Raw genomic sequence first — 22,542 nt, 5'->3', positions numbered from 1 at the left:
GGGGGGATTACTGCTCTACCGTGACGGTGACCGCAAGCAGTTCTTCCGCCTGTCCCATCCGAATTCCCGACACCGGCGAAGCGTCACGGTAGTCGCGGCCGGTAGCCACCTTCACATAGCGTTCATCGGGAGAAATACCGTTGGCGGGATCGAAGGCAACCCAGCCGAGGCCCGCGACATGGGCTTCGGCCCAGGCGTGGCTCGCCGCCTGCTCCACCGCCGCATCCATCATCAGATAGCCACTGACATAGCGGGCCGGAAATCCCATGGCGCGCGCGGCGGCGGCAAAGATGTGGCTATGGTCCTGGCAAACGCCGGTCTTCAGCGCCAAGGCTTCCTCGGCCGCGGTCGTCGCATTGGTGGCGCCGGGCGTGTAGGCGACGCGCTCACCGATGGCGGCCATCAACCTGTGCAGCCTTTCGAGGTCGGTGCCCTTGCCGACCGCCTCGGTAAGATCACGAATGCCGCCGCCTATGGTGGTCAAGGCAGTCTCCTGCGCGAACAACCAGAGCGGCGCGAAGCCTTGATGCGGCCCGCAAACGCCTGATGTATCGCGCGTCACCACCTCGCCCAAGGCCTCGACGGTGATGAAATCGTGGTCACCTTCGACGCTCAACAGCCTGTTATCGTTGCCGTAATGGTCGGTAAATCGCACTTCCTCGCGCGCGCCTTCGACCTTCAGCGCCCAGGACAGCACTGTCTGTGTCGGCCCGCTCATGGGAAGCAGCCGCAGCCTCTGAAGTAGATATTGCACCGGCGCGTCATAGCGATATTCGGTCCGGTGAGTGATTTTCAGCCGCATGGCTTCCTCAATAAAACCTGTAGTCCTGCGCGATCTCGTCGCCGAGCCTGGTGTTGTCGCGAATGAACCCGGCCAGGAACTCGTGCAGGCCCGCGTCGAATATGTCCTTGATCGATCCCGCGCGCAGCATCGTCTGGGTCTTCTCCGCGGTCGCGTGGCAGGCATGACGCTCGCCATAGTCGTCGCCGAGGAACTTAAGATGCTCGGCCAGGAAGCGATAGCAGAAGGTCAGCGACCTCGGCATGCGCACATTGAGGATCAGGTAGTCGGCGATGTTGGTGGGCTTGTAGTCGGCATCGTAGACCCAGCGATAGGAGCGATGCGCCGACACCGAACGCAGGATCGATTCCCACTGATAGTTGTCCAGGCTCGATCCGACCCATGAAATCGACGGCAACAGCACGTAGTATTTCACGTCGAGAATGCGCGCCGTGTTGTCGGCGCGCTCGACATAGGTGCCGAGCTGCGAGAAGTCGAAAATCTCGTTGCGCAGCATGGTGCCGTAGAACGAGCCACGGATCAGCGCTGTCTCGCGCTTGATCGCATCGAGCACATTGGGCAGGTCGCGCTCGTCGATCGGCCTCGCCAGCATCCGTTTCAGCGCCATCCAGGCTTCGTTGATGCTCTCCCAGGTCTCGCGCGTCAGCGCGGTGCGCACCATGCGCGCATTGTTGCGGGCGGTCTCGATCGACGACATCGTGCTTGAAGGGTTCGACGTGTCGCGCAGCAGGAAATCAGCGACATTCGCCGCCGAATAGTCCGAATACTTCTGCGTGAAGGCAGCGTCGGAGCCGGCGCTGAGCAGCACGGAGTTCCACTCCTCCGAGGCGCTTTGAGTGCGGGTCAGCGCCATGCGCAGGCCGGCATCGACCAACCGCGCCATGTTTTCGGCCCGCTCGATATAGCGGTTCATCCAGTAGAGCCCGTTGGCGGTGCGGCCGAGAAGCATGGAATGGCCCTTCGGGCTAGTGCGCAGGGAATAGCGAGTAGGGAATGGCAAGCGACTGAATCTCAACGGAATATGGCATTTCCCTGTCCCCTCTGCTTCCACTATTCACGACTGACTATCCCCTACTCACCCATCTCAATCATCCAGCACCCAGGTGTCCTTGGTGCCGCCGCCTTGCGAGGAATTCACCACCAGCGAGCCTTCCTTCAGCGCAACGCGCGTCAGCCCACCAGGCACGATCTGGATGCGATCGGAAACCAGCACATAAGGCCGCAAGTCGACGTGGCGCGGCGCCAGGCCCTTGTCAGTCAGGATCGGACAGGTCGAGAGCGCTAGCGTCGGTTGGGCGATGTAATTAGACGGCTTGGCCTGCAGCTTCTTGGCAAAATCCTGGCATTCCTTCTTGGTTGCAGCCGGGCCGACCAGCATGCCGTAGCCGCCGGAACCGTGCACTTCCTTGATGACGAGCTCATCAATGTGTTCGAGCACATATTTCAGGCTGTCCGGTTCCGAACAGCGCCAGGTCGGGATGTTGCCGAGGATCGCCTTGCGGCCGGTGTAGAATTCGACGATCTCCGGCATGTAGGAATAGATCGCCTTGTCGTCGGCAATGCCGGTTCCCGGCGCATTGGCGATGGTGATGTTCCCGGCGCGGTAGACATCCATGATGCCGGGTATGCCAAGAGCTGATTCCGGCCTGAAGGTCAGCGGGTCCAGGAAAGAATCATCCACGCGGCGGTAGAGAACGTCGATCTGCTTGTAGCCTTCGGTCGTACGCATCGCGACATGGCCGTCGACGACGCGCAGATCCTGTCCCTCCACAAGCTGCACCCCCATCTGGTCGGCAAGGAAGGCGTGTTCGAAATAGGCAGAATTGAAACTGCCGGGCGTCAGCACCGCGATGGTCGGGGCGCCCTTGGTGCCTTGCGGCCGCACCGCCGCCAGCGACTGGCGCAGCAGCTGCGGGTAGTTCTCCACCGGCCGCACCTTGATCTTCTGGAACAGCTCGGGGAACAGTTGCATCATCGTTTCGCGGTTCTCCAACATGTAGGAGACACCGGACGGCGTGCGTGCATTGTCTTCCAGCACGTAGAACTCGTCCTCGCTGATGCGCACGATGTCGACGCCGATAATGTGGGTGTAGACGCCGGCCGGTGGCCGCACGCCGATCATTTCCGGCAGGAAAGCCTCGTTCTTGGCAATCAAATCCCTTGGGACGCGGCCGGCGCGAAGGATTTCCTGGCGATGGTAGATGTCGTCGAGGAAGGCGTTCAGCGCCTGTACGCGCTGCTCGATGCCTTGCGTCAGGCGGCGCCACTCATTGCCTGAAATGATGCGGGGAACGATGTCGAACGGGATCAATCGCTCGGATGCTTCCTGCTCGCCGTAGACGGCAAAAGTGATGCCGGTCTTGCGAAAAACGCGTTCGGCGTCCTGCATCTTTTCGGTAAGTCTGGCTGGATCCTGCTCCTTCAGCCAGCGATCGTAAGCCGAATACGGTCTTCTAAGTCCGGAGACCTCCGGAAGCATTTCATCGAACGCTGCCAATCGCATACTCCCCTGTGACGCCATTTCACTGGCGTCGCCGGAGAAAATCAAGCGCAATCGGCGATTTGGGAGAACCTGACGATGAGTATGTCGCGGCTGCCTAAAATTGAGGCAGCTGAAATATGCGCTTGATCAGGCTTTGCCTCGTGCCCGGGCAAATCCGCTTCGCGACTAGAAGGCGCGGAAGGTGACGACGGTGAAGGTGTCCTTGATGCCGGGAAGAATCTGCACCTTCTCGTTGACGAAATGGCCGACGTCTTCCTCATCATCGACATAGAATTTGGCGAGCAGATCGTAATTGCCGGCGGTGGAGTAGATTTCCGAAGCGATCTCGGCGTCGGCAAGCGCGCTGGCAACCTCGTAGGATTTGCCCAGCTCGCATTTGATCTGCACGAAAAACGCCTTCATGGCTTCGTCCCGCTAAACGTCCACGTTCAAGCGGCCCTTCTGGCAGACTGGAGGCGGGCTTTCAAGCGCTGGAATGCGCACTTAGCCGGCGCGGGCCTTGGCCACGGCCTCGCGCATCTTCGCAACCGGCATGCCGCGCTCGAGGAATCCGCCTAGCCGGGACGAATATTGGCGGCCGCTGAAACCGTGAAGCGCCGTCACCCGTATGTTAGGATGCCTCCTCAACAGCTTTTCTGGAGGCGGCTTTTCGAGGGACGGTGGAGACAGGCCATGCGCCGCGGCTTTTTCGCATTCGCGTTCGTTTCGCTCATGCTGGCTTCCCAGGCGTTTGCCGGCGATGCCGAGATCAAGGCTGGCCAAACCGTCATCGACGGTCAATTGAAGGCCCTCATCGCCGATGACGGCGCCAAGGCCTACAGCTTCGCCGCTCCGAACGTGAAGCAGGTATTCCCGACCGTCGATGCTTTCATGAACATGGTGACCAACGGCTACCCGCCTGTGCGCAAGCCACGGTCCTACTCTTTCGGCAAGGTCGAGCAGACGGGCCCGGGTTCGATCGTCCAGCAGGTGCTGATCATTGGCCCCGACGGCAAGGACTATGAGGCGGTCTACACGCTTCAGCAGCAGCCCGACGGCACATTCCAGATCACCGGCTGCAGCCTGCGCGCCTCGAATTCGCTGAGCACCTGAACCAGTTCGCTCACTTCAATCCTGGCGCTGATAGAGCGTCCAGCCCTGCCCCGACAGTCCCCAACTCGTCGAGGCATCGACGCGATCATAGGTCAACAGGCAGCCGGACGGGGCCGCGACATGCTCCGGCTGCTGGTCCACGGCGCCCTCGAGGATCAGCCAGGACGGACGCTCGTCACATATCTTGTCGGCCGCGACGAGCAATGACTGGCGTCCCAGCCGTTTGGCAAAATAGTTGACAATCACGGCGATCCGAAAATCTTGATTGCTGGCGTAGCTCGTTGCGCCATTGCGTGTCATCTCCTCAACGATGACGGCATAGGATCCGCGTCCCTTTTCGTAGAATGGCAACAGAAACGTCATCGTGCCGGCTAGGATTGCCACCAGCCCCCCGACGGCAACAAGCCGATATATGCCAGCGGCGGCGAACCCGAGCGCAAGCAACTCGCCCGCGCAAAGCAACAGCAATGTTGCACTGACCAGAAAGTAGCGCGGGAAATCGAGGGTCGGCAGCTGTGCTGCCGCCATCAGAACAGGCAGTCCGATAATCCCGATGACATAGAGACTGGCCCGCCGATCGCGCCGAATACCGGCAAAGACGCAGACAAGGCCGCAGGCCAAGGCAATACAGGCCAAGTCGCTTATCCAAGGCGGCAAGCCGAACAGACAGCGGATCATTCCGCCGTAGCCTTGGACGAAGGCCTGGAGCGAGAACGGCGAAACGCCGCCAACCTTGAAGCCAAACGTCTGGCTGCCGATCGTTACGCAGGCGGCTAGCGGCAGCAAAGCAAGGAATGCCGGCGTGAAAATCTGCCCCAGTTCGACATTGACGCGACCCAGACTGCCGGTGCGCCGCCAGATGAGCCAGGCGCTCCAGGCCACCAGAACCACCACCGTTTCTACCATCGTGAGGTGGGACAAAAACCCGAGAAGGACGATGACCGCGAATGCGATGCCTGAACGGCCTGTGTCGAACCGGCGTTCCAGGAACACGACTGAGAGGAGCGTGAACAGCACCAGCCCGGCATAGCCTCTCGCCTCGGAGCCGTAATGGACCATCGGATAGCTCACCGCAAACAGCATGCTTGTGATGACACCAGCCCATCGGCCTTGCGCAGCCACGGCTGCGGCAATGATTGTGCCGACGCCGAGCGCAATCGACAAGCCGCGCTGAAGCAATGGCGAGGCATAAGGACCGATCAGGTACAGGTAGATCGAATTGAGGAAATGATTGTTGTCGTGGTTTACGCGCCAGAATATCTGATCGATCGAGGTAAGAGGCTCGAGCAGCAAGAAGCTCCAGATCTCGTCCAGCCAGAGATCGCCGCGCGCACCCAGCAATCGCAAGACAAGGCCGATTGCTGCGATCGCGGCAATCGCCAGGCCGACACCCCGATGCTTGCGCGTTGCCGAACGCAGGACACTAGCATGCAAATTAGGCAGTGCTAATTTAGAATTGTCGACAGATGCATCTGCTGTTGTGGACAGTTTCTTGCCCCTTGCCTGAATATAGCTCGGAACAATTACTCTTGGTTATGTTTAGAAAGAGTGTGTTCGGATCCCAATTCAAAGTACGGGCAGGTCGCCTTTGGCCCAACCCTCGGATATCTCGCCCGAGCGCAGTTCGAAGACACCGATTTCGATCGCGGCCCGGATGTCCTGCATCAGCTTCTGGTAGTAGGAAAGATTGTTCCAGGTCAGCAGCATCGCCCCGAGCGCCTCCTGCGAACGCACCAGATGGTGCAGATAGGCGCGCGAATAGTCGCGCGCAGCGGGGCAATCACTCTCTTCGTCGAGCGGGCGCGGATCGTCAGCGTGACGGGCGTTGCGCAGATTGACCTTGCCGCGCCTGGTATAGGCAAGACCATGCCGGCCGGCTCGCGTCGGCATCACGCAGTCGAACATGTCGATGCCGCGCGCCACCGATTTCAGGATATCGTCCGGCGTGCCCACGCCCATCAGGTAGCGCGGCTTGTTGTCAGGCAGTTCCGGGCACGTGATGTCGAGCATGTCGAGCATCACCGCTTGCGGCTCGCCGACAGCCAGGCCGCCGACGGCATAACCCTTGAGGTTCATCGCGCTCAGCGCCTGCGCCGAACGCACCCTGAGCGCGGCGTTGTCGCCACCTTGCACGATGCCGAACATCGCCTTGCCAGGCTGGTCGCCGAACGCTGTCTTGCAGCGCTCCGCCCAGCGCAGCGACAGGTCCATAGCGCGCTCGATCTCTTTCAACTCGGCCGGCAGCGCCGTGCATTCGTCGAGCTGCATCTGGATGTCGGAATCGAGCAGTCCCTGAATCTCGATCGAGCGCTCCGGCGACATCTCGTAGGGCGCACCGTCGATGTGGGAGCGGAAGGTGACGCCTTTCTCTGTCAGCTTCCTCAGCTTCGATAGCGACATCACCTGGAATCCGCCGCTGTCGGTCAGGATCGGGTGCGGCCAGCGGGCGAATTCGTGCAGACCGCCAAGCCGCGCGACACGCTCGGCGCCAGGGCGAAGCATCAGGTGATAGGTGTTGCCCAGGATGATGTCGGCGCCGACGCCGCGCACCTGGTCCATGTACATGGCCTTGACGGTGCCACCGGTGCCGACCGGCATGAAGGCCGGCGTGCGGATTTCGCCGCGCGGCATGTCGATCAGGCCCCGCCGCGCCTTGCCATCGGTCGCCAGCACCTTGAAGGTGAACGTCTCAGCCATTGAATTCCTTGTCGTGCACCGGCGCATCCGGCGCCTGCCTGTCGAGCGACTGGCGGTATTGGATGCAGCCGCGCATGAATTTGGGCCAGGGTGGCACGGCGATCGCCGGCTCGGTCTTTTCAGGCAGCAGGTCCCACAGATCGGGGTGATGCCAGCACAGATCATGGCCTGATGTATCGCGGTGCGCGCGAATACCGGCGCGCAGCTTTTTCACTTCCGCGACAAGGCTTTCGCGATCGAGGGTTTGCAGATCATCGTCCATCGCTCATCTCCGCTCGGTAAAGCAGGCTTGCGTCGCCATAGGAGTAGAACCTGTAGCGGTTCGCGATGGCATGCGCATAGGCGGCATGCATCGTATCGAGACCGCTGAAGGCCGAAACCAGCATGAACAGTGTCGAGCGCGGCAGATGGAAATTGGTCATCAGCATGTCGGCGGTGCGAAAGCGGTAGCCGGGCGTGATGAAGATGTCGGTCGGTCCGGACCATGGCGCCACCGTACCGTCGTCACGCGCCGCGCTTTCCAGCAGACGCAGCGAGGTGGTGCCGACGGCAATGATGCGCCCACCCCTCGCCTTCGCGGCGTTGAGCGCGCTGGCGGTCGCCTCGCTGACCGAGCCGATCTCGGCATGCATCTTGTGGTCGGCGGTGTCGTCCGCCTTCACCGGCAGGAACGTGCCGGCGCCGACATGCAGCGTGACGAAGCGGCGCTCGATCCCCTTGGCGTCCAACGCCGCAAAAAGCTCCGGCGTGAAATGCAGGCCAGCGGTGGGCGCCGCTACCGCACCTTCTTCCCGGGCATAGATGGTCTGGTAATCGGCATGGTCGCGCTCGTCGTCATCGCGCTTCGAGGCGATGTAGGGCGGCAACGGAATGTGGCCGACCGCGTGCAGCGCCTCGTCGAGGAAGGGCCCGGATAGATCAAAGCCGAGCAACGCTTCGCCGCCCTCGCCCTTTTCGATCACCGTGGCATCGAGCTGGCCAAGGAAACAGGAATTGCCGTCATGACCGAAATGGATGCGGTCACCGGCGGCGATGCGCTTTCCCGGCCGCATGAACGCCAGCCAGCGGTCTGGAGCCATGCGCATGTGCAGCGTGGCCTCGACCTGCGCAGCCGCTTCACCGCGCCGCCTGATGCCTTTCAGTTGCGCTGGAATGACCTTGGTGTCGTTGAAGACCAGCACGTCGCCGGCGCGGAGCAACGACGGCAGATCGCCAACCGTCCGGTCCTCCAGCCGCTTGCCCGGCTTGACGACGAGCATTTTGGCGCTGTCGCGCGGCTCTGCCGGGCGAAGCGCGATGCGCTCTTCCGGCAGGTCGAAATCAAAGAGGTCGACGCGCATCGGGAATCAAAACAGCCGAACGAGCAGCGCTCCGGCCAGCAGAAGCACGGCGCCGGCCACGCGGCCGACCGAGATTTCACGCACCGCGACACCGAGGAAGCCGACGCGGTCGATGAGCATGCCGGCGAGCAACTGACCCGCCACCAGGAACGCCATAAGGGCGGCGGCGCCGATGCGTGGCGTCAGGATGGTGGAGAGCGTAACATAGAAGCCGCCGAGCATGCCGCCGGCGACGAACAGCCACGGCGCCGGCGCCTTCCAGTCGAGCGAAATGCCTTGCAGCTTCACCACCGTGAAGGAGATGATGCCCAGCACGACCGCGCCAGACAGGAACGAAAACGCTGCCGCCGCGACCGGGAGACCCAGGCCGCGCGCCAGCTGCGAATTGATCGGCGCCTGAATCGCAATGAAGGCGCCGGACAGGATGCCGAGAAGCGACCAGACGACGCCCATCATTGTCGTTTCGCCTTACTTGACGTCTGCCGCGACCTTCAGCGACACGATCTTGTCGGGATCCTGCACCGGCTCGCCGCGCTTGATCTTGTCGACATTCTCCATGCCTTCGATGACCTGGCCCCAGACCGTGTACTGGCGGTTGAGGAAGGCGGCATCGTCGAAGCAGATGAAGAACTGCGAGTTGGCCGAGTTCGGGTTCTGCGAACGGGCCATCGAGCAGGTGCCGCGGCCGTGGTTCGCGTTGGAGAACTCTGCCTTCAGGTCAGGCTTTTCCGAGCCGCCCATGCCCGCGCGGGAAGGCGCGAACGAGGGCTTGCTCGAGTTGCCGAACTTGACGTCGCCGGTCTGCGCCATGAAGCCTTCGATGACGCGGTGGAAGACGACGCCATCATAGGCGCCTTCGCGCGCCAGTTCCTTGATGCGGGCGACGTGGCCGGGGGCCAAATCGGGAAACAGTTCGATGACGACCTCGCCCTTGGTCGTTTCCATGATGAGCGCGTTCTCGCGGTCCTTGATCTCAGCCATGTCAGCTATCCTTTTGTAAAATGGAACTATTTGTCGGCGGCAATGCGCACTTTGATCATCCGGTCGGGATCGGCGACCGTGCCATTGTCCGCCTCGTCGCCCTTCTTGATCTTGTCCACCAGCTCCATGCCGCTGACGACATTGCCGACGATGGTATATTGGCCGTCGAGCGGCGGTGCCGGCGCGAACATGATGAAGAACTGCGAGTTGGCGGAATTCGGATCCTGCGAGCGGGCCATGCCGACCACGCCACGCTTGTAGTGCTCGGTCTGAGAGAATTCGGCCGGCAGGTCGGGCAGGTCCGAGCCGCCGGTGCCGACGGCCTGGGCGTTAAATCCCTTTTCCATGTTGCCGAACTTGACGTCGCCGGTCTGCGCCATGAAGCCGTCGATCACGCGATGGAAAGCCACATTGTCATAGGCATGATCGCGCACCAGCTTCTTGATCTGCGCGACATGCTTGGGTGCCAGATCGGGGCGCAACGCTATGGTGACGTCGCCACCCCTGAGCGTGATGATCATGGTGTTTTCCGGGTCTGCAGCATAGGCGGAAACGGACGCGGTCACCAGACCGGCGAGCACAACAAGGAATGAGGCGAGCCTTTGGAGCTGCATGAGGATTTTCTCCGAGCTTATTTCGCGAATTTTGCGGTGAGCGCACCGGCCACGGCCGCCGGCACGAAGGGACGGATGTCGCCGCCCATCGAGGCTATCTGGCGCACAAGTGTGGCGGTAATGGTTCGCACCGACGGGCTGGCGGGCAGGAAAACCGTCTGCAACTCCGGCGCCATGGTTTCGTTCATGCCCGCCATCTGCATTTCGTAGTCGAGGTCGGTGCCATCGCGCAGACCGCGGATCATGATCGAGGCGCCTTCCCTTCTGGCGGCATCGATCACCAGCCCATCGAAAGCGACCACTTTGATGCGGGCGCCATCGCGGCCGAATTCGGCTTTCGTGGCGGCTTCAATCAACCGCACCCGCTCCTCGAAGGAGAACAGCGGCTTCTTGCCCGGATGAATGCCTATCGCCGCATAGACAGTGTCGGCAACCGCCAGTGACGCTTTCAGCACATCGAGATGGCCGTTGGTCAGCGGGTCGAAGGAGCCGGCGTAAAGGGCGATGCGTTCGGTCATGCCGGAGCTTCTAGCGAGCCTCTCTCACAAAGGCAAATCCGATCGGCAGGCGGCCCGTGAACCTTTTCCGGCACATGAACGACAGATGAATACGCTGATCACGAAGCCTTCACGCAGCGTTCACTAGGTTGCACCCTTAATAAGATGAAACCAAAGCCCCATATATCCGTTGTAAGGCGCAGGAGAACACGCACATGCTGATCTACATGCTCGCCACCGCAATGACCGTCGCCATGCTGATCGCCACAGTATTCGGGCTGCATCAGGAGGCGCAGCGCATTCGCGTCAAGGCAACCACCAAACGCTTCGAAGGCTTCGGCCTGCGCAAGCCGTATCGCCACTACTAAGCTATTGTCGACTTGCTGCCGCGCCGGCCACAGGCCGGCGTTACTATGCTAACCAACGACTATTCGCTGTTATCCGGACTGCCGTCAGGCGTCGAACCGGGCTCCGCGCCACCCTCGACCTCTTCCGCTTCCTCGTCCGATTGTGGCTCCGAAATCCGTTCGACCGAAACCACCTTTTCACCTTCAGCCGTGTTGAAGATGGTCACGCCCTTGGTGGCGCGGCTAGCGAAACGGATGCCATTGACGGGCACACGAATGACGGTGCCGCCGTCCGACACCAGCATGATCTGATCGTCATTGCCGACCGGGAAAGTTGCCACCAGACGGCCGATTTCGGCCGTCTTCGACACGTCTGTGGCGCGGATGCCCTTGCCGCCGCGTCCAGTCAGGCGGAAATCATAGGACGAAGAGCGCTTACCGTAACCGTATTCGGTGACCGTGAGCACGTACTGCTCATGCGCCTTGAGGAACTCGTAGCGCTCGTCGGAAAGCTCCGTCTCCTCGCCGACCTCTTCATTGGTCAGCGCGATCTCTTCCTCTTCACCGGCGGCGATGCCCGCGGCAAGCCGCCGTTCGGCCGCGGCACGCTTAAGGTAGGCGGCGCGTTCAGCCGGCGGCGCATCGACATTCTCGATCACCGACATTGAGATGATGCGGTCGGTGTCAGCCATGGTGATGCCGCGCACGCCGACCGAGTTTCGGCTCTGGAAGACGCGCACGTCACCGACCGAGAAGCGGATGCACTGTCCCGAGCTGGCGGTCAAAAGCACGTCGTCATTGTCGGTGCAGGTCTCGACGCCGAGGATCTCGTCGCCCTCCTCCTCCAGCTTCATGGCGATCTTGCCGTTGCGGTTGACCTGGACGAAGTCGGAAAGCTTGTTGCGGCGCACGGTGCCCCGCGTGGTGGCGAACATCACATCGAGTTCGCCCCAGCTCGTCTCGTCCTCGGGCAGCGGCATGATCGTGGTGATGCGCTCGCCCTGCTCCAGCGGCAGCATGTTGATCAGTGCCTTGCCGCGTGACTGCGGGTTGCCGATCGGCAGGCGCCAGACCTTTTCCTTGTAGACGATGCCGCGCGAGGAGAAGAACAGCACCGGCGTGTGCGTGTTGGCGACGAACAGCCGGGTGACGAAATCCTCTTCCTTGGTCGACATGCCGGAGCGGCCCTTGCCGCCGCGGCGCTGCGCCCGGTAGAGCGAAAGCGGCACGCGCTTGATGTAGCCGGAACGGCTCACCGTCACGACCATGTCCTCGCGCTGGATCAGGTCCTCGTCTTCCATGTCCGCGCCACCGTCGGTGAGCTCGGTGCGGCGTGGCGTGCCGAACTCGTCGCGCACGGCGGCGAGTTCGTCCTTCACGATCTGCTGAATACGCGCGCGAGACGACAGGATGTCGAGGTAGTCCTTGATCTCGTCGCCGATCGTGTTCAACTCATCGGCGATTTCGTCGCGGCCCAGCGCTGTCAGGCGCTGCAGGCGCAGTTCGAGGATGGCGCGCGCCTGTTCCTCGGACAGATTGTAGGTGCCGTCCTCGTTGATGCGATGGCGTGGATCGTCGATCAGCAGGATCAGCGATTCAACGTCACCCGCGGGCCAGCGCCGCTCCATCAACTGCTCGCGCGCCGACTGCGGATCCGGCGCGGTGCGGATAAGCTTGATCACTTCGTCGATGTTGGCGACGGCGATGGCTAGACCAACCAGCACATGGGCGCGGTCGCGCGCCTTGCGGAGCAGGAACTTAGTCCGCCGGCTGATCACCTCCTCGCGGAAGGTGACGAATGCCGTCAGCATGTCGGTCAGGTTCAGCAGTTCCGGCTTGCCGCCGTTCAGAGCCACCATATTGGCGCCGAAAGACGTCTGCAGCGGCGTGAACCGGTAGAGCTGGTTGAGGACGACGTCGGCAACGGCGTCACGTTTGAGTTCGATGACGACGCGATAACCCTGACGGTCGCTTTCGTCACGAATGTCGGAAATGCCCTCGATGCGCTTGTCGCGCACCAGTTCGGCCATCTTCTCGATCATCGAGGCCTTGTTCACCTGATAGGGAACCTCGGTGATGATGATCGATTCACGGTCATTGCCGCGCTGTTCGATGTTGACCTTGCCGCGCATGACGATTGAGCCACGGCCGGTCGAATAGGCGCTGTAGATGCCGGAGCGGCCAAGCACGATGCCGCCGGTCGGAAAATCAGGGCCCGGAATGATCTCCATCAGCGCCGGCAGGTCGATCGCCGGATTGTCGATGACGGCAATGGCGGCGTTGCAGACCTCACCGAGATTGTGCGGCGGGATGTTGGTCGCCATGCCGACGGCAATGCCGCCCGAGCCGTTGACCAGCAGATTGGGAAAGCGCGCCGGCAGAACCTTCGGCTCGGTGTCCGACGCATCATAAGTGTCCTGGAAATCGACGGTGTCCTTGTCGATATCCTCCAGAAGCTCATGCGCGACCTTGGTCAGGCGCGATTCGGTATAGCGCATCGCCGCCGGCGGATCGCCGTCAATCGAGCCGAAATTGCCTTGCCCGTCGATCAAGGGCACACGCAGCGACCAGTCCTGCGCCATGCGCACCAAGGCGTCATAGATCGAGGCATCGCCATGCGGATGGTATTTACCCATCACGTCGGCGACAGGACGCGCCGACTTCACGTATTTGCGGTTCCAGTGGTAGCCGCTCTCATGCGCCGCGTAGAGAATGCGGCGGTGCACGGGCTTCAGGCCATCGCGCACATCTGGCAACGCACGGCTGACGATCACGCTCATGGCGTAAGAGAGATAGGAACTCTGCATCTCCTCGATGATGGAGATGGGTTCGATGCCGGTGGGGCCGCCGTCGGCGCCGCGCGGTGTCTTTTGGTCGGTCAAATCGGATCACAATCTAATCAGGAATCACTGACCGCTTATATAGGAAGCACGGCCGAAACTCCAATGTTCACGGCACTTTTCCAGTGTCATTTTTAGTGGTAATTTCAAAAGGATACCGCTAATTGCGACGATATGGCCGTTACGCTTTTCGCCGCCACCAAGGCAAAAGCCTGTAATGGACCAACTCCCCAAGCAAAAGCCGCGATCACCATGAATTGGAGCTCATGGCTGCCTTTGCGGGCGCTGCACGGTTGGACGCCCCGGGATTTCAATGGCGATCTGATCGCGGGCGTGACACTGGCCGCGATCGCCATTCCCGAGCAGATGGCGACAGCCAGGCTCGGCGGCTTTGCGCCCGAGGTTGGATTTTTCGCCTTTGTCGCCGGTTCGGTGGCGTTTGCGCTGTTCGGCGCCAATCGCCACCTTTCGGCCGGCGCGGATTCGACCATCACGCCTTTGTTTGCCGGCAGCCTGGCGCTGCTCGCATCATCAGGCTCACCGCATTATCTGGCGCTGGCCGCCACGCTGGCGCTGATGGTCGGGCTGATCGTGATGCTGAGCGGCGTCTTTCGCCTCGGCTGGATTGCCGACCTGCTCTCGGTGCCGGTCACGACTGGCTTTCTGGCAGGCATCGCCGTCCATATCATCGTTTCACAATTGCCTGGACTGCTCGGTCTGCCGGCGGAAAGCGGCGAAACCGTGCAGCGCATCGGCGAAATCGCCAGCAGCCTCCATCTCACCAACCCCTGGAGCCTGACGCTCGGCCTTGGGGTATTCGCAATCGTGTTGTTTTCCGAGCTTATCAGCGCCCGCATCCCCGGCGCGCTGATCGGCATGGTGCTTGCCACGACAGCGGTCGCCATTTTCGGCCTCAAGGATCATGGCGTCGAGGTGCTTGGTGCCTTGCCGAATGGCCTGCCGCGGGCAGGGTTGCCACTGGCCGGTCTCGACGACGTGCAGGCGCTCGTTCCGCTGGCATTGCTGATCGCCATCGTCGTCATGGTGCAGACGGCCGCCACGTCCCGTTCCTTCGCTCCGCGGGGCGACGCGCCCGACGTCAATCGCGATTTCGTTGGTGTCGGCGCCGGCAGCATCGCGTCGAGCCTGTTCGGCGCCTTCGCCGTCAACGCCAGCCCACCACGCACGGCAATCGTCTCCCAGTCGGGCGGCCGCTCGCAACTCTCGAGCCTCCTTGCCGCGGCGCTCGTTGTGGCGCTGGGCGCCTTTGGCGGCGGCCTGCTCGCCGATGTTCCGCAGGCCGCCCTCGCCGGGGTCCTGATGTTCGTCGCCCAGCACATTCTGCGCTGGAAGGTTTTCGCCAGTGTCTACCGGCAAGCGCCGGTCGAATTCGCATTGATCCTGATCACCATGGCGGCCATGGTCGTGCTGCCCATCGAGACCGGCGTGGCGGTCGGCATCGGTCTGTCGCTGCTGCACGGAATCTGGAGCGCGACCCAGACGCTGCCGATCGAACTTGAACAGGTCCCGGGAACCTCCGTCTGGTGGCCGCCGGGCAAGCCGAGCGCTGGTGAACAACTCCCCGGCGTGCTGGTCGCGGCGTTCCAGGCGCCATTGTCCTTCGTCAATGCCGACGGTTTCAAACGCGGCTTTTGTGATCTGGTCGACGCCCGCAAGGGCGATGTGAAACTCGTCGTGCTGGAGGCCAGTAACATTGTCGAGATCGACTACACCGCCGCCCAGGCATTGATCGAAACCATCACCCATTGCCGCAATGCGGGCGCAATATTCGCCATTGCTCGGATGGAATCGGTGCGTGCCCAGGCAGCCCTTGCGCGGTTCGGCATCATCGATCTCGTCGGCCCGCAGCGGATCTTCCACAGCGTCGATGCCGCCATCAGGGCTCTGCATTCCGGCCCGCCGGAAAACCAGGAGAGTACACCATGATCGTCCTGAGAGAGCCGCTGGTGACCCCGGTCCCGGTCAAGGAACTGCGGCCAACGCAAATTACGGTCGGGATGCGCGAGGTGGATCTCAAGCGCCAGCTGATCCGCTCGCAGAGCGCCGCGAACACAGGCGCCTTTCTGGGCAAGCACATGATCCCGGTCGTGTTGGGCCCGAAAAACCGCAACTACGTCACCGATCACCATCATCTCGCCCGCGCCCTGATCGAGGAAGGCGTCAAGGATGTGCTCGTGACGGTGATCAGCGACCTGTCGGCACTGGACAAGGACGCGTTCCTTTTCATGCTCGACAACCGCGGCTGGATGCATCCATTCGATGAAAACGGCCAGCGCCGCGACTATGCCGCCCTGCCGAAGACCATCGGCGAACTGGTCGACGACCCTTACCGGAGCATGGCTGGCGAACTGCGCCGACTGGGTGGCTACGCCAAGGACACCACGCCGTTCAGCGAATTCCTGTGGGCGGATTTCCTGCGCCGGCACATCGACAAAGGCGCGGTGGCGAAAAATTTCGACAAGGCGATGAAGGATGCACTCGTGCTGGCCAGGGGCAAGGACGCCGACTATCTGCCCGGCTGGTGCGGGCCGACCATGGACTGATGCCACGGGTGGTGACGCAACTTTTCAGCCGCTGCCCGCGCGCATGGCGCGATAGCGGCCCGGAGTCTCGCCCATGACCCGCCGAAACCGACGGTTGAAGGTCGACAGATCGTTGAAGCCGGTCTCGAAAGCAATTGCCGAGATGGCATCGTTCGACGTGCGCAATCGCACTGCCGCGCGATGCAACCGGGTCCTGAGCAGGTACTGATAGGGCGTCATGCCGGCGACCTGCCGGAAGGTGCGCAGGAAATGATAGGGGCTGGTCGCGGTCTCATCCGCCAACGCCGGAAGCGAGATCGGTCCGTCGGCACCCAGTTCGATCCGCCGCACCGCCTCGGCAACCCTTTTCTGATCGCGGCGGCTTGGGCCGCACCCGGCATGCGTGGCGCCGGAGATTGTAGCCACGGCGGCACCCGCGATGCGCAAGGCGAGTTCCTCGAAGGCGTCCGCGTCGGCCAGGTCGCGTGCGGCTTCCGCCTCGGCCAGCAACGGCGCCAGGGCCGGTAACGGCGGCAGGCGTGGCGCCGCGAAGGTGAGCGTCCTGGCGCCCGGCACATCAGCCACGATCCGGTCCATATAGGCCGGCCCGAAATGGAAGGAGAGGCAACGGTCACCGCTGCCATGCTCGTGCCCGCATTCGTAGCAGGTGCCGGAATTGCCGAGCAGGAGACTGCCTGGCGCGAGCATTGCCGTGCCTTGCTGCGCGCGGTAGCGGAACGAGCCGCCGGTGACCGCCGCGACGCAAAAATCCCGATGTGCTTCCTCGAACGGCCGATCGCCGGCGCTGGCCGTGCAGATGACATCCGCCACATGCCAGTCAGGTCCGGATGCAAGGGTATTCGCGGTCGCCGTCATGACCGAAATATAGCAACTTTTCCCAAGCCCAGAACCCTGCCAGCGCCTATTCCTCGCGGTCTCCTGACAAGAAGAGGCCGCAGCCATGGTCGACCAATCCTCATTTGCCGAAGCCTTGCACAGTCCCGGACCGATCGAAGGGCTCGCTGAAAAACTGGCCCTCTACGGCCGCTTCGTCGGTGCCTGGACATTTGACGCCTCACGCCATCTCGAGGACGGCACGGTGCTGACCGGCCGCGGCGAGGTGCATTTCGGCTGGGTGCTGGAAGGCCGGGCGATCCAGGATGTCTGGATCCTGCCCGCGCGTGACGCCGGCCCCTCGCCTTCGCTCGGCAAATGGACTTTTTACGGCACGACATTGCGGGTCTATGACCCAAGCGCCGATGCCTGGCACATTTTCTGGAGCGACCCGCGCAACCAGTATTACAGCCGCCAGCTTGGCCGCGCAGAGGGCGACACCATCGTACAAGTGGGCGCCGACGGCACCGGGTCGTCGGTGCGCTGGAGCTTTTCGCGGATCACCGAGAATTCCTTCCGCTGGCTTGGCGAGCGCTCGCAGGACGACGGCGTGACATGGCGGCTGGAAGTCGAGTTCCTGGCGCGGCGAGCCGCAACAAGATGAGGCTGTAATACATTGTAAGAATGGAGAAAAACATGTTCGATCATGTCTCGATCGGCGTCCGCGACGCCCAATGTGCCGGATGCGAAACGGCCTCGTGACAATGGCCATTTCTTCGTTTCTCACTGCTCTCGTATCCGAAGCTCCCCCAGCCGACCGAGCGAAAGACATGGACCTCTATGGATGGTTGATCGGAAGCTGGGAAATGGACACGGTCCACCACCTTGACGACGGCACGATCCAGAAATGGACCGGAGAATGCCATTTCGGCTGGGTACTCGAAGGCCGCGCGATTCAGGACATCTGGATCAGGCCCAGGCGCCCTGCGCGGTCCACTATGTATGGCACGACTTTGCGCATCTTCGATCCTGGGATCGGTGGCTGGCACATCATCTGGAATGATCCGCTCAACCAAGATTACTCGCGCCAGATCGGACGGGCCGAGGGTAAGGACATTGTCCAGATCGGCGATGACTCGCGCGGTCTGCAAACTCGATGGCGTTTCACCGAGATCACTGCCAACAGCTTCCATTGGATCGGCGAGGAAAGACCTTCCGAGAGCCACCCTTGGCAAATCACCTATGAGCATTTTGCCCACCGGACAAAGCGCGTCGCCTGAATCCGTTTCGCCGCGACGCGCCCTACCGCATCGAAGTCTCCGGCCCCTCCGACAGTTCCCATCGACCGGGCTTTGCTCTACCAATATCGGAGTGCGGGCTCCGCCCGGCGGGAGGGGTCAGCGATGCCGAGTTTCGACAGCCTGTTCAATGCCTTCGTCACCATTCTCGTGACCATCGATCCGCCCGGGCTGGCACCGCTGTTCCTCGCCGTGACACGCGGCATGAATCGCGACGAGCGCCAGCAGGTCTCCGTACGCGCCTCGATCATCGGCTTCCTGGTGATGGCGCTGTTCGCGATCGCAGGTGCCTCGATCCTGTCGGTGTTCGGCATCACGCTGCCGGCCTTCCGCGTAGCAGGCGGTTTTCTGCTGTTCTTCATCGCCTTCGAAATGGTGTTCGAGCGCCGCCAGGACCGCAAGGAGAAGATCGGCGACGTCGCCATCACCAAGGACATGATCCACAACATCGCCGCCTTCCCGCTGGCGATCCCGCTGATCGCCGGTCCCGGTGCGATTTCGGCGACTGTGCTGCTCTCCGGCTCGTTTCAGGGCTTTGCGGCACAGGCGGCGCTGGTCGGCATCATCTTCGTCTGCCTCGCCATCACCTATCTGGTGTTCGTTCTGTCGGAGCGCATCGACCGCATCCTCGGCCAGACCGGCCGCTCGATCCTGACCCGCCTGCTCGGCGTTATTCTGGCGGCGCTGGCGGTGCAGTTCGTCGCCGACGGCATCAAGGCGCTGATGGCTAGTTGAACGGTATCCCTGCGGCCCTACCGCGCTGTCGTATCGACGATCTCGAAGTCATGCGTAAGCGTGGCCGTCTTGGCGATCATGGCGGAAGCCGAGCAATATTTGTCGATCGACAGATCGATCGCCCGCTTGACCTTGTCGCGCGACAGCGCGCGGCCCTTGACGATGAAATGCATGTGGATGCGGGTGAACACCTTCGGGTCGGTCTCGGCCCGGTCGGCGTCGAGTTCTACGACACAGTCCTCGATCGCCTCGCGTCCCTTTTCAAGGATGTGGACGACATCATAGGCCGAACAGCCGCCGGTGCCGATCAGCACCAGTTCCATCGGGCTCGGCCCCGGGGTCTTGCCGTCCGGGCTGGACGCGGTTCCCAATACGACCTTGTGGCCGCTGCCGGATTCGCCGACGAAGGTGCGCTCCTCGACCCATTTTACCCGTGCCTTCATCGCCCTGTCCTTTCAGTCCTTTGTTCCCAAATCAACAATGCAAAACCCCGAAAGTCCATGCAGGACCCTCGGGGCATATCAAGCACAAGCATTCGCCGTTTGGTGCGGCTCCCGATCAGAACGGAATTTCGTCGTCCAGTTCGCGCGACGAACCGCCGCTACCGCCGCCCCTGGGAGCATTGCCGCCACCGCGGTTGAACCCTTCATTCGGGCTCGACTGGCCAAAATCCGACCCGCGGCTGCTGCCGCCACCGCTGTAGCCGCCGACCTGGCCGCCCTCACCCTGGCCGCGCGCGTCAAGCATCTGCAGCTCGCCACGGAATTTCTGCAGCACGACTTCGGTCGTGTATTTGTCGGCGCCGGTCTGGTCCTGCCATTTGCGGGTCTGCAACTGGCCCTCGACATAGACCTTCATGCCCTTCTTCAGATATTGCTCCGCCACCTTGGCGATGCCCTCATTGAAGATGACGACGTTATGCCACTCGGTCTTTTCCTTGCGCTCGCCGGAATTCTTGTCGCGCCAGCTTTCCGAGGTGGCGATGCGGATGTTGACGACCGGCTCGCCCGAATTCAGGCGGCGGATTTCAGGGTCCGCGCCGAGATTGCCGACCAGAATGACCTTATTGACGCTACCCGCCATGATATTTCTCCGCGCTCATCCGAAACAAATTTTTGTCGCAGCACCTTACAGGCTACGGACGTCAGCCGCCTGCCAAGGCTGGCTTTTCCCACAAGGTTTTTGTTCCCTTTTCGTTCCTATATGCACCGCCGCTGATTGTCAAGGAATGGCAGCAATGGCCAAGGCCTTCATATGGGTTGCAAAACAGCGCTTGCCAAATCAATAAGTATCGACTTATGCTTTTGCCATGATCGAAGCAGAGATTTTCCGCGCCCTGGCCGACCCGACACGCCGCGCCGTCTTCGAGCGTCTCGCGACGAGCGAGATGAGCGTGTCGGAACTGCGCAGCGGCCTGACTGTGTCGCAGCCGGCCGTCTCCCAGCATCTGGCGGTGCTGCGCGGTGCCGGTCTCGTGGTCGAGCGCCGGGCCGGCCGCAACGCCTATTACCGCGCCGATCCGCAGGGGCTTGCCCCGCTGCTCTCCTGGATTGAACGCTACCGGACGTTCTGGCCGGAGCGCATCGAAAGGCTGAAGGCGGTTTTGAAGGACATGGATCAATGAAGAGCCAACGCGAAGTCGCACCGGATGCGATCGAATTCGAATATGACCTAGCCGAGCCGCCGGAAAAGGTGTGGCGGGCGCTGACCGTGCCGGAACTGCTCGCCGCCTGGATGATGCCGAATGATATCAGGCCACAGACCGGTAGCCGCTTTGCCTTCGCCGGGCCCGACGCGGCGATCGAGTGCGAGATCCTCGACGCCGAGCCTGAGCGTCTGCTGCGCTATTCCTGGCGGGAACAGTCGGACGATGCGGCGCGACAGCACCCGCTCGACAGCACCGTCACCTTCACACTCGCCCGCACCGTTTCGGGCGGCACGCATCTGCGCATCGTCCATGACGGCTTTGCTCGCAAGGCGGCCGTTACCATGACGAGCGCCGGCTGCCGGCTTTCGATGCGGGGAGCCGGAAAGCTCGCCGCGAGCAACACGCCGCATCTTCTGCTGCGCGCGGCCTGAACACGGAAATTGGAGAAGGAAAATGAGCGGTGTTGCCAGTCTTGTGCCGATGGTGATCGAGCAATCGAGCCGCGGCGAACGTGCATTTGACATTTTTTCGCGGCTGCTGCGCGAGCGCATCGTCTTCATCAACGGCGAGATCAACGACGACGTCTCGGCGCTGGTCTGCGCGCAGCTTTTGTCGCTGGAGTCGGACAATCCCGAGAAGGAGATTTCGCTCTACATCAACTCGCCGGGTGGCATGGTGACCAGCGGCTTCGCCATTTACGACACGATGCAATATATCAGTTGCCCGGTGTCGACCGTGTGCATGGGCTTTGCCGCGTCGATGGGATCGTTCCTGCTGATGGCGGGCACGGCCGGGCGCCGGATCGCGCTGCCCAATGCCACCATCCTGCTGCATCAGCCGCTCGGCGGCTTCCAGGGCCAAGCTTCCGACATCCAGCGGCATGCCGAACGCATCGGCCAGACCAAGCGCCACATGACCGAACTCTACGCCCAGCATTGCGGCCGCAGCTATGAAGAGGTCGAACGCACGCTCGACCGCGACCATTTCATGACGGCCCGCGAGGCCCAGGCATGGGGCCTTGTCGACCATGTTTTCGACACCCGCAAAAAGGCGGCGTGACCCGAGAACGAAGATTTGACGATACCGGTCTGGTTCAAGTGGCGGCAGGTCCCTATAACAGGGGGATGACCGACGCACATCGATCAAGACCATTGCACCGTGTCACAGCCACCATGGTGCTCGCCATCGTCGGCCTTTTCTCCTGTGCGGCACTTGCCGACGGCGCCTCGTCGTCGGCGCAGAAAGGCGCCCTGCCCGGCGTGAGCGGCGACTATCGCATCGCCAAGCCAGCCCCGGTGCCCGAACCCGACGACGCATTCCCTAGCAGCGGCAACGGGCAGTTCAAGATCGGCGATACGGATGTCAGGATTTCCGGCAGCATCACGGTCGATGTCGGGGTTGGCGGGATCAAGCCGCCCAGGTAGGGCAAAAGATCGGTCCTGCAAACTCGAGCCCGCCCAAAAGAATAGCCCCGCCGTGCCTGGGGCAAACGGACGGGGCTTTTCTGGATCTCAAATCCATTTTTTGCCGGGAGTGTACTGCCGGCGTTGGATTTCGGATGCTTCGCGGCATTCAGCCGACGATCCGACTAACAGTCTCTAATTTTGGGGGATATGGCAGGTCACGGTTTGTCTGGTGGCGCAAACGCTATACCCTGGCACTTATGCCTGCTTCGGCTCCAACGAGACGTGGAGCCCTGGGGGACTATCCGGTGGCGTCATGCTCCGCTCCTTTGTCCGTTACGACATTGCCATCGCGAAGCGCAAATCGC

27 protein-coding genes are annotated in these 22,542 nt (G+C 62.0%); 11 read left to right on the top strand and 16 right to left on the bottom strand.

Annotation, left to right across the window (positions count from 1 at the left end):
- Positions 1-7 precede the first annotated feature (7 nt).
- The 4 genes from EN850_RS19945 to EN850_RS19930 form a co-directional block, all read right to left on the bottom strand.
- The gene (locus EN850_RS19945) at positions 8-802 is read right to left on the bottom strand and encodes a transglutaminase family protein (RefSeq protein WP_135931988.1); all 795 of its coding nucleotides are present in this window, start codon (positions 800-802) and stop codon (positions 8-10) included.
- Positions 803-809: 7 nt separating this feature from the next.
- Positions 810-1,751 carry an alpha-E domain-containing protein gene (locus EN850_RS19940; RefSeq protein ID WP_127280446.1) on the bottom strand — a complete coding sequence of 314 codons (942 nt, stop codon included), beginning with the start codon at positions 1,749-1,751 and terminating at the stop codon, positions 810-812.
- Positions 1,752-1,886: 135 nt separating this feature from the next.
- On the bottom strand, positions 1,887-3,299 hold the full coding sequence (locus tag EN850_RS19935; protein ID WP_189591175.1) for a circularly permuted type 2 ATP-grasp protein: 1,413 nt from the start codon (positions 3,297-3,299) through the stop codon (positions 1,887-1,889).
- A 171-nt stretch (positions 3,300-3,470) separates the two neighbouring features.
- The gene (locus EN850_RS19930; RefSeq protein WP_010909609.1) at positions 3,471-3,707 is read right to left on the bottom strand and encodes an Lrp/AsnC family transcriptional regulator; all 237 of its coding nucleotides are present in this window, start codon (positions 3,705-3,707) and stop codon (positions 3,471-3,473) included.
- Between the two features lie 270 nt (positions 3,708-3,977).
- On the opposite strand from EN850_RS19930, the gene EN850_RS19925 reads away from it, so the two are divergent.
- Positions 3,978-4,397: a DUF4864 domain-containing protein gene (locus EN850_RS19925; protein ID WP_136092075.1), complete on the top strand. Its 420-nt coding sequence runs from the start codon at positions 3,978-3,980 to the stop codon at positions 4,395-4,397.
- A gap of 15 nt (positions 4,398-4,412) precedes the next feature.
- Here EN850_RS19925 and EN850_RS19920 read toward each other — a convergent pair whose 3' ends face one another.
- The 8 genes from EN850_RS19920 to coaD form a co-directional block, all read right to left on the bottom strand.
- Positions 4,413-5,738, bottom strand: a complete 1,326-nt coding sequence (locus EN850_RS19920) for a hypothetical protein (RefSeq protein ID WP_210237991.1) — start codon at positions 5,736-5,738, stop codon at positions 4,413-4,415.
- 225 nt (positions 5,739-5,963) lie between these two features.
- Positions 5,964-7,094: a tRNA guanosine(34) transglycosylase Tgt gene (gene tgt / locus EN850_RS19915; protein ID WP_135880444.1), complete on the bottom strand. Its 1,131-nt coding sequence runs from the start codon at positions 7,092-7,094 to the stop codon at positions 5,964-5,966.
- Complete coding sequence (locus tag EN850_RS19910) at positions 7,087-7,356, bottom strand: hypothetical protein (protein WP_135880445.1); 270 nt, start codon at positions 7,354-7,356, stop codon at positions 7,087-7,089. The genes tgt and EN850_RS19910 overlap by 8 nt, the downstream gene beginning before the upstream one ends.
- The gene (gene queA, locus EN850_RS19905; RefSeq protein WP_136092073.1) at positions 7,346-8,434 is read right to left on the bottom strand and encodes a tRNA preQ1(34) S-adenosylmethionine ribosyltransferase-isomerase QueA; all 1,089 of its coding nucleotides are present in this window, start codon (positions 8,432-8,434) and stop codon (positions 7,346-7,348) included. The genes EN850_RS19910 and queA overlap by 11 nt, the downstream gene beginning before the upstream one ends.
- A gap of 6 nt (positions 8,435-8,440) precedes the next feature.
- On the bottom strand, positions 8,441-8,890 hold the full coding sequence (locus EN850_RS19900; protein WP_135915850.1) for a DMT family transporter: 450 nt from the start codon (positions 8,888-8,890) through the stop codon (positions 8,441-8,443).
- A 12-nt stretch (positions 8,891-8,902) separates the two neighbouring features.
- Complete coding sequence (locus EN850_RS19895; protein ID WP_135864486.1) at positions 8,903-9,415, bottom strand: peptidylprolyl isomerase; 513 nt, start codon at positions 9,413-9,415, stop codon at positions 8,903-8,905.
- Positions 9,416-9,441: 26 nt separating this feature from the next.
- Positions 9,442-10,029, bottom strand: a complete 588-nt coding sequence (locus EN850_RS19890) for a peptidylprolyl isomerase (protein WP_136092072.1) — start codon at positions 10,027-10,029, stop codon at positions 9,442-9,444.
- Between the two features lie 17 nt (positions 10,030-10,046).
- Entirely contained in the window at positions 10,047-10,547 is a 501-nt protein-coding gene (coaD, locus tag EN850_RS19885) for a pantetheine-phosphate adenylyltransferase (protein WP_127281064.1), read from the bottom strand.
- A gap of 194 nt (positions 10,548-10,741) precedes the next feature.
- On the opposite strand from coaD, the gene EN850_RS19880 reads away from it, so the two are divergent.
- Complete coding sequence (locus tag EN850_RS19880; protein ID WP_015317717.1) at positions 10,742-10,894, top strand: hypothetical protein; 153 nt, start codon at positions 10,742-10,744, stop codon at positions 10,892-10,894.
- A gap of 59 nt (positions 10,895-10,953) precedes the next feature.
- On the opposite strand, the gene gyrA is transcribed toward EN850_RS19880, so the two are convergent.
- Positions 10,954-13,755: a DNA gyrase subunit A gene (gene gyrA, locus EN850_RS19875; RefSeq protein WP_136092071.1), complete on the bottom strand. Its 2,802-nt coding sequence runs from the start codon at positions 13,753-13,755 to the stop codon at positions 10,954-10,956.
- A 210-nt stretch (positions 13,756-13,965) separates the two neighbouring features.
- Between gyrA and EN850_RS19870 the strand changes: the two genes are divergently transcribed.
- Together EN850_RS19870 and EN850_RS19865 are read left to right on the top strand one after the other, a co-directional pair.
- A complete protein-coding gene (locus EN850_RS19870) occupies positions 13,966-15,660 on the top strand; it encodes a SulP family inorganic anion transporter (RefSeq protein ID WP_246689252.1) in 1,695 nt (564 codons plus the stop codon).
- Entirely contained in the window at positions 15,657-16,277 is a 621-nt protein-coding gene (locus tag EN850_RS19865; RefSeq protein ID WP_136092069.1) for a ParB-like protein, read from the top strand. The genes EN850_RS19870 and EN850_RS19865 overlap by 4 nt, the downstream gene beginning before the upstream one ends.
- A 24-nt stretch (positions 16,278-16,301) precedes the next feature.
- On the opposite strand, the gene EN850_RS19860 is transcribed toward EN850_RS19865, so the two are convergent.
- Positions 16,302-17,132: an AraC family transcriptional regulator gene (locus EN850_RS19860; protein ID WP_136092068.1), complete on the bottom strand. Its 831-nt coding sequence runs from the start codon at positions 17,130-17,132 to the stop codon at positions 16,302-16,304.
- An 85-nt stretch (positions 17,133-17,217) separates the two neighbouring features.
- On the opposite strand from EN850_RS19860, the gene EN850_RS19855 reads away from it, so the two are divergent.
- The 3 genes from EN850_RS19855 to EN850_RS19845 all read left to right on the top strand — a co-directional run bounded on the left by EN850_RS19855 (position 17,218) and on the right by EN850_RS19845 (position 19,123).
- The gene (locus tag EN850_RS19855) at positions 17,218-17,754 is read left to right on the top strand and encodes a hypothetical protein (protein WP_136092067.1); all 537 of its coding nucleotides are present in this window, start codon (positions 17,218-17,220) and stop codon (positions 17,752-17,754) included.
- A 166-nt stretch (positions 17,755-17,920) separates the two neighbouring features.
- Positions 17,921-18,370 carry a hypothetical protein gene (locus EN850_RS19850; protein WP_136092066.1) on the top strand — a complete coding sequence of 150 codons (450 nt, stop codon included), beginning with the start codon at positions 17,921-17,923 and terminating at the stop codon, positions 18,368-18,370.
- Between the two features lie 123 nt (positions 18,371-18,493).
- The gene (locus EN850_RS19845; RefSeq protein WP_127280359.1) at positions 18,494-19,123 is read left to right on the top strand and encodes a MarC family protein; all 630 of its coding nucleotides are present in this window, start codon (positions 18,494-18,496) and stop codon (positions 19,121-19,123) included.
- Positions 19,124-19,140: 17 nt separating this feature from the next.
- On the opposite strand, the gene EN850_RS19840 is transcribed toward EN850_RS19845, so the two are convergent.
- Both EN850_RS19840 and EN850_RS19835 read right to left on the bottom strand, forming a co-directional pair.
- Positions 19,141-19,566: an OsmC family protein gene (locus EN850_RS19840; protein ID WP_136092065.1), complete on the bottom strand. Its 426-nt coding sequence runs from the start codon at positions 19,564-19,566 to the stop codon at positions 19,141-19,143.
- A 115-nt stretch (positions 19,567-19,681) separates the two neighbouring features.
- The gene (locus EN850_RS19835; protein ID WP_136092064.1) at positions 19,682-20,206 is read right to left on the bottom strand and encodes a single-stranded DNA-binding protein; all 525 of its coding nucleotides are present in this window, start codon (positions 20,204-20,206) and stop codon (positions 19,682-19,684) included.
- Between the two features lie 226 nt (positions 20,207-20,432).
- On the opposite strand from EN850_RS19835, the gene EN850_RS19830 reads away from it, so the two are divergent.
- From EN850_RS19830 to EN850_RS19815, 4 genes are all read left to right on the top strand, one after another.
- Positions 20,433-20,747, top strand: coding sequence for a metalloregulator ArsR/SmtB family transcription factor (locus EN850_RS19830; protein ID WP_136092063.1), 315 nt, complete (start codon positions 20,433-20,435; stop codon positions 20,745-20,747).
- Positions 20,744-21,202 (top strand): SRPBCC domain-containing protein, encoded by a 459-nt coding sequence (locus tag EN850_RS19825; RefSeq protein ID WP_136092062.1) that lies wholly within the window; start codon positions 20,744-20,746, stop codon positions 21,200-21,202. The genes EN850_RS19830 and EN850_RS19825 overlap by 4 nt, the downstream gene beginning before the upstream one ends.
- Positions 21,203-21,224: 22 nt before the next feature.
- Entirely contained in the window at positions 21,225-21,830 is a 606-nt protein-coding gene (locus tag EN850_RS19820) for an ATP-dependent Clp protease proteolytic subunit (RefSeq protein ID WP_127280361.1), read from the top strand.
- A 113-nt stretch (positions 21,831-21,943) separates the two neighbouring features.
- The gene (locus tag EN850_RS19815) at positions 21,944-22,195 is read left to right on the top strand and encodes a hypothetical protein (RefSeq protein ID WP_167531436.1); all 252 of its coding nucleotides are present in this window, start codon (positions 21,944-21,946) and stop codon (positions 22,193-22,195) included.
- Positions 22,196-22,542 lie beyond the last annotated feature (347 nt).

The organism is Mesorhizobium sp. M8A.F.Ca.ET.207.01.1.1 (assembly GCF_004794715.1).
Lineage (GTDB): Bacteria > Pseudomonadota > Alphaproteobacteria > Rhizobiales > Rhizobiaceae > Mesorhizobium.
The sequence above is the reverse complement of the archived record's forward strand: the minus strand, read 5'-3'. Positions and strand labels throughout refer to the sequence as shown.

Excerpts from the sequence above, each read along its gene's own strand:
- EN850_RS19945 (WP_135931988.1), bottom strand. The coding sequence starts at position 802 with ATGCGGCTGAAAATCACTCACCGGACCGAATATCGCTATGACGCGCCG.
- EN850_RS19940 (WP_127280446.1), bottom strand. The coding sequence starts at position 1,751 with ATGCTTCTCGGCCGCACCGCCAACGGGCTCTACTGGATGAACCGCTAT.
- EN850_RS19930 (WP_010909609.1), bottom strand. The coding sequence starts at position 3,707 with ATGAAGGCGTTTTTCGTGCAGATCAAATGCGAGCTGGGCAAATCCTAC.
- EN850_RS19925 (WP_136092075.1), top strand. The coding sequence starts at position 3,978 with ATGCGCCGCGGCTTTTTCGCATTCGCGTTCGTTTCGCTCATGCTGGCT.
- tgt (WP_135880444.1), bottom strand. The coding sequence starts at position 7,094 with ATGGCTGAGACGTTCACCTTCAAGGTGCTGGCGACCGATGGCAAGGCG.
- EN850_RS19910 (WP_135880445.1), bottom strand. The coding sequence starts at position 7,356 with ATGGACGATGATCTGCAAACCCTCGATCGCGAAAGCCTTGTCGCGGAA.
- queA (WP_136092073.1), bottom strand. The coding sequence starts at position 8,434 with ATGCGCGTCGACCTCTTTGATTTCGACCTGCCGGAAGAGCGCATCGCG.
- EN850_RS19900 (WP_135915850.1), bottom strand. The coding sequence starts at position 8,890 with ATGATGGGCGTCGTCTGGTCGCTTCTCGGCATCCTGTCCGGCGCCTTC.
- EN850_RS19895 (WP_135864486.1), bottom strand. The coding sequence starts at position 9,415 with ATGGCTGAGATCAAGGACCGCGAGAACGCGCTCATCATGGAAACGACC.
- EN850_RS19890 (WP_136092072.1), bottom strand. The coding sequence starts at position 10,029 with ATGCAGCTCCAAAGGCTCGCCTCATTCCTTGTTGTGCTCGCCGGTCTG.
- coaD (WP_127281064.1), bottom strand. The coding sequence starts at position 10,547 with ATGACCGAACGCATCGCCCTTTACGCCGGCTCCTTCGACCCGCTGACC.
- EN850_RS19880 (WP_015317717.1), top strand. The coding sequence starts at position 10,742 with ATGCTGATCTACATGCTCGCCACCGCAATGACCGTCGCCATGCTGATC.
- EN850_RS19870 (WP_246689252.1), top strand. The coding sequence starts at position 13,966 with ATGAATTGGAGCTCATGGCTGCCTTTGCGGGCGCTGCACGGTTGGACG.
- EN850_RS19865 (WP_136092069.1), top strand. The coding sequence starts at position 15,657 with ATGATCGTCCTGAGAGAGCCGCTGGTGACCCCGGTCCCGGTCAAGGAA.
- EN850_RS19860 (WP_136092068.1), bottom strand. The coding sequence starts at position 17,132 with ATGACGGCGACCGCGAATACCCTTGCATCCGGACCTGACTGGCATGTG.
- EN850_RS19855 (WP_136092067.1), top strand. The coding sequence starts at position 17,218 with ATGGTCGACCAATCCTCATTTGCCGAAGCCTTGCACAGTCCCGGACCG.
- EN850_RS19850 (WP_136092066.1), top strand. The coding sequence starts at position 17,921 with ATGGACCTCTATGGATGGTTGATCGGAAGCTGGGAAATGGACACGGTC.
- EN850_RS19845 (WP_127280359.1), top strand. The coding sequence starts at position 18,494 with ATGCCGAGTTTCGACAGCCTGTTCAATGCCTTCGTCACCATTCTCGTG.
- EN850_RS19840 (WP_136092065.1), bottom strand. The coding sequence starts at position 19,566 with ATGAAGGCACGGGTAAAATGGGTCGAGGAGCGCACCTTCGTCGGCGAA.
- EN850_RS19835 (WP_136092064.1), bottom strand. The coding sequence starts at position 20,206 with ATGGCGGGTAGCGTCAATAAGGTCATTCTGGTCGGCAATCTCGGCGCG.
- EN850_RS19830 (WP_136092063.1), top strand. The coding sequence starts at position 20,433 with ATGATCGAAGCAGAGATTTTCCGCGCCCTGGCCGACCCGACACGCCGC.
- EN850_RS19825 (WP_136092062.1), top strand. The coding sequence starts at position 20,744 with ATGAAGAGCCAACGCGAAGTCGCACCGGATGCGATCGAATTCGAATAT.
- EN850_RS19820 (WP_127280361.1), top strand. The coding sequence starts at position 21,225 with ATGAGCGGTGTTGCCAGTCTTGTGCCGATGGTGATCGAGCAATCGAGC.
- EN850_RS19815 (WP_167531436.1), top strand. The coding sequence starts at position 21,944 with ATGGTGCTCGCCATCGTCGGCCTTTTCTCCTGTGCGGCACTTGCCGAC.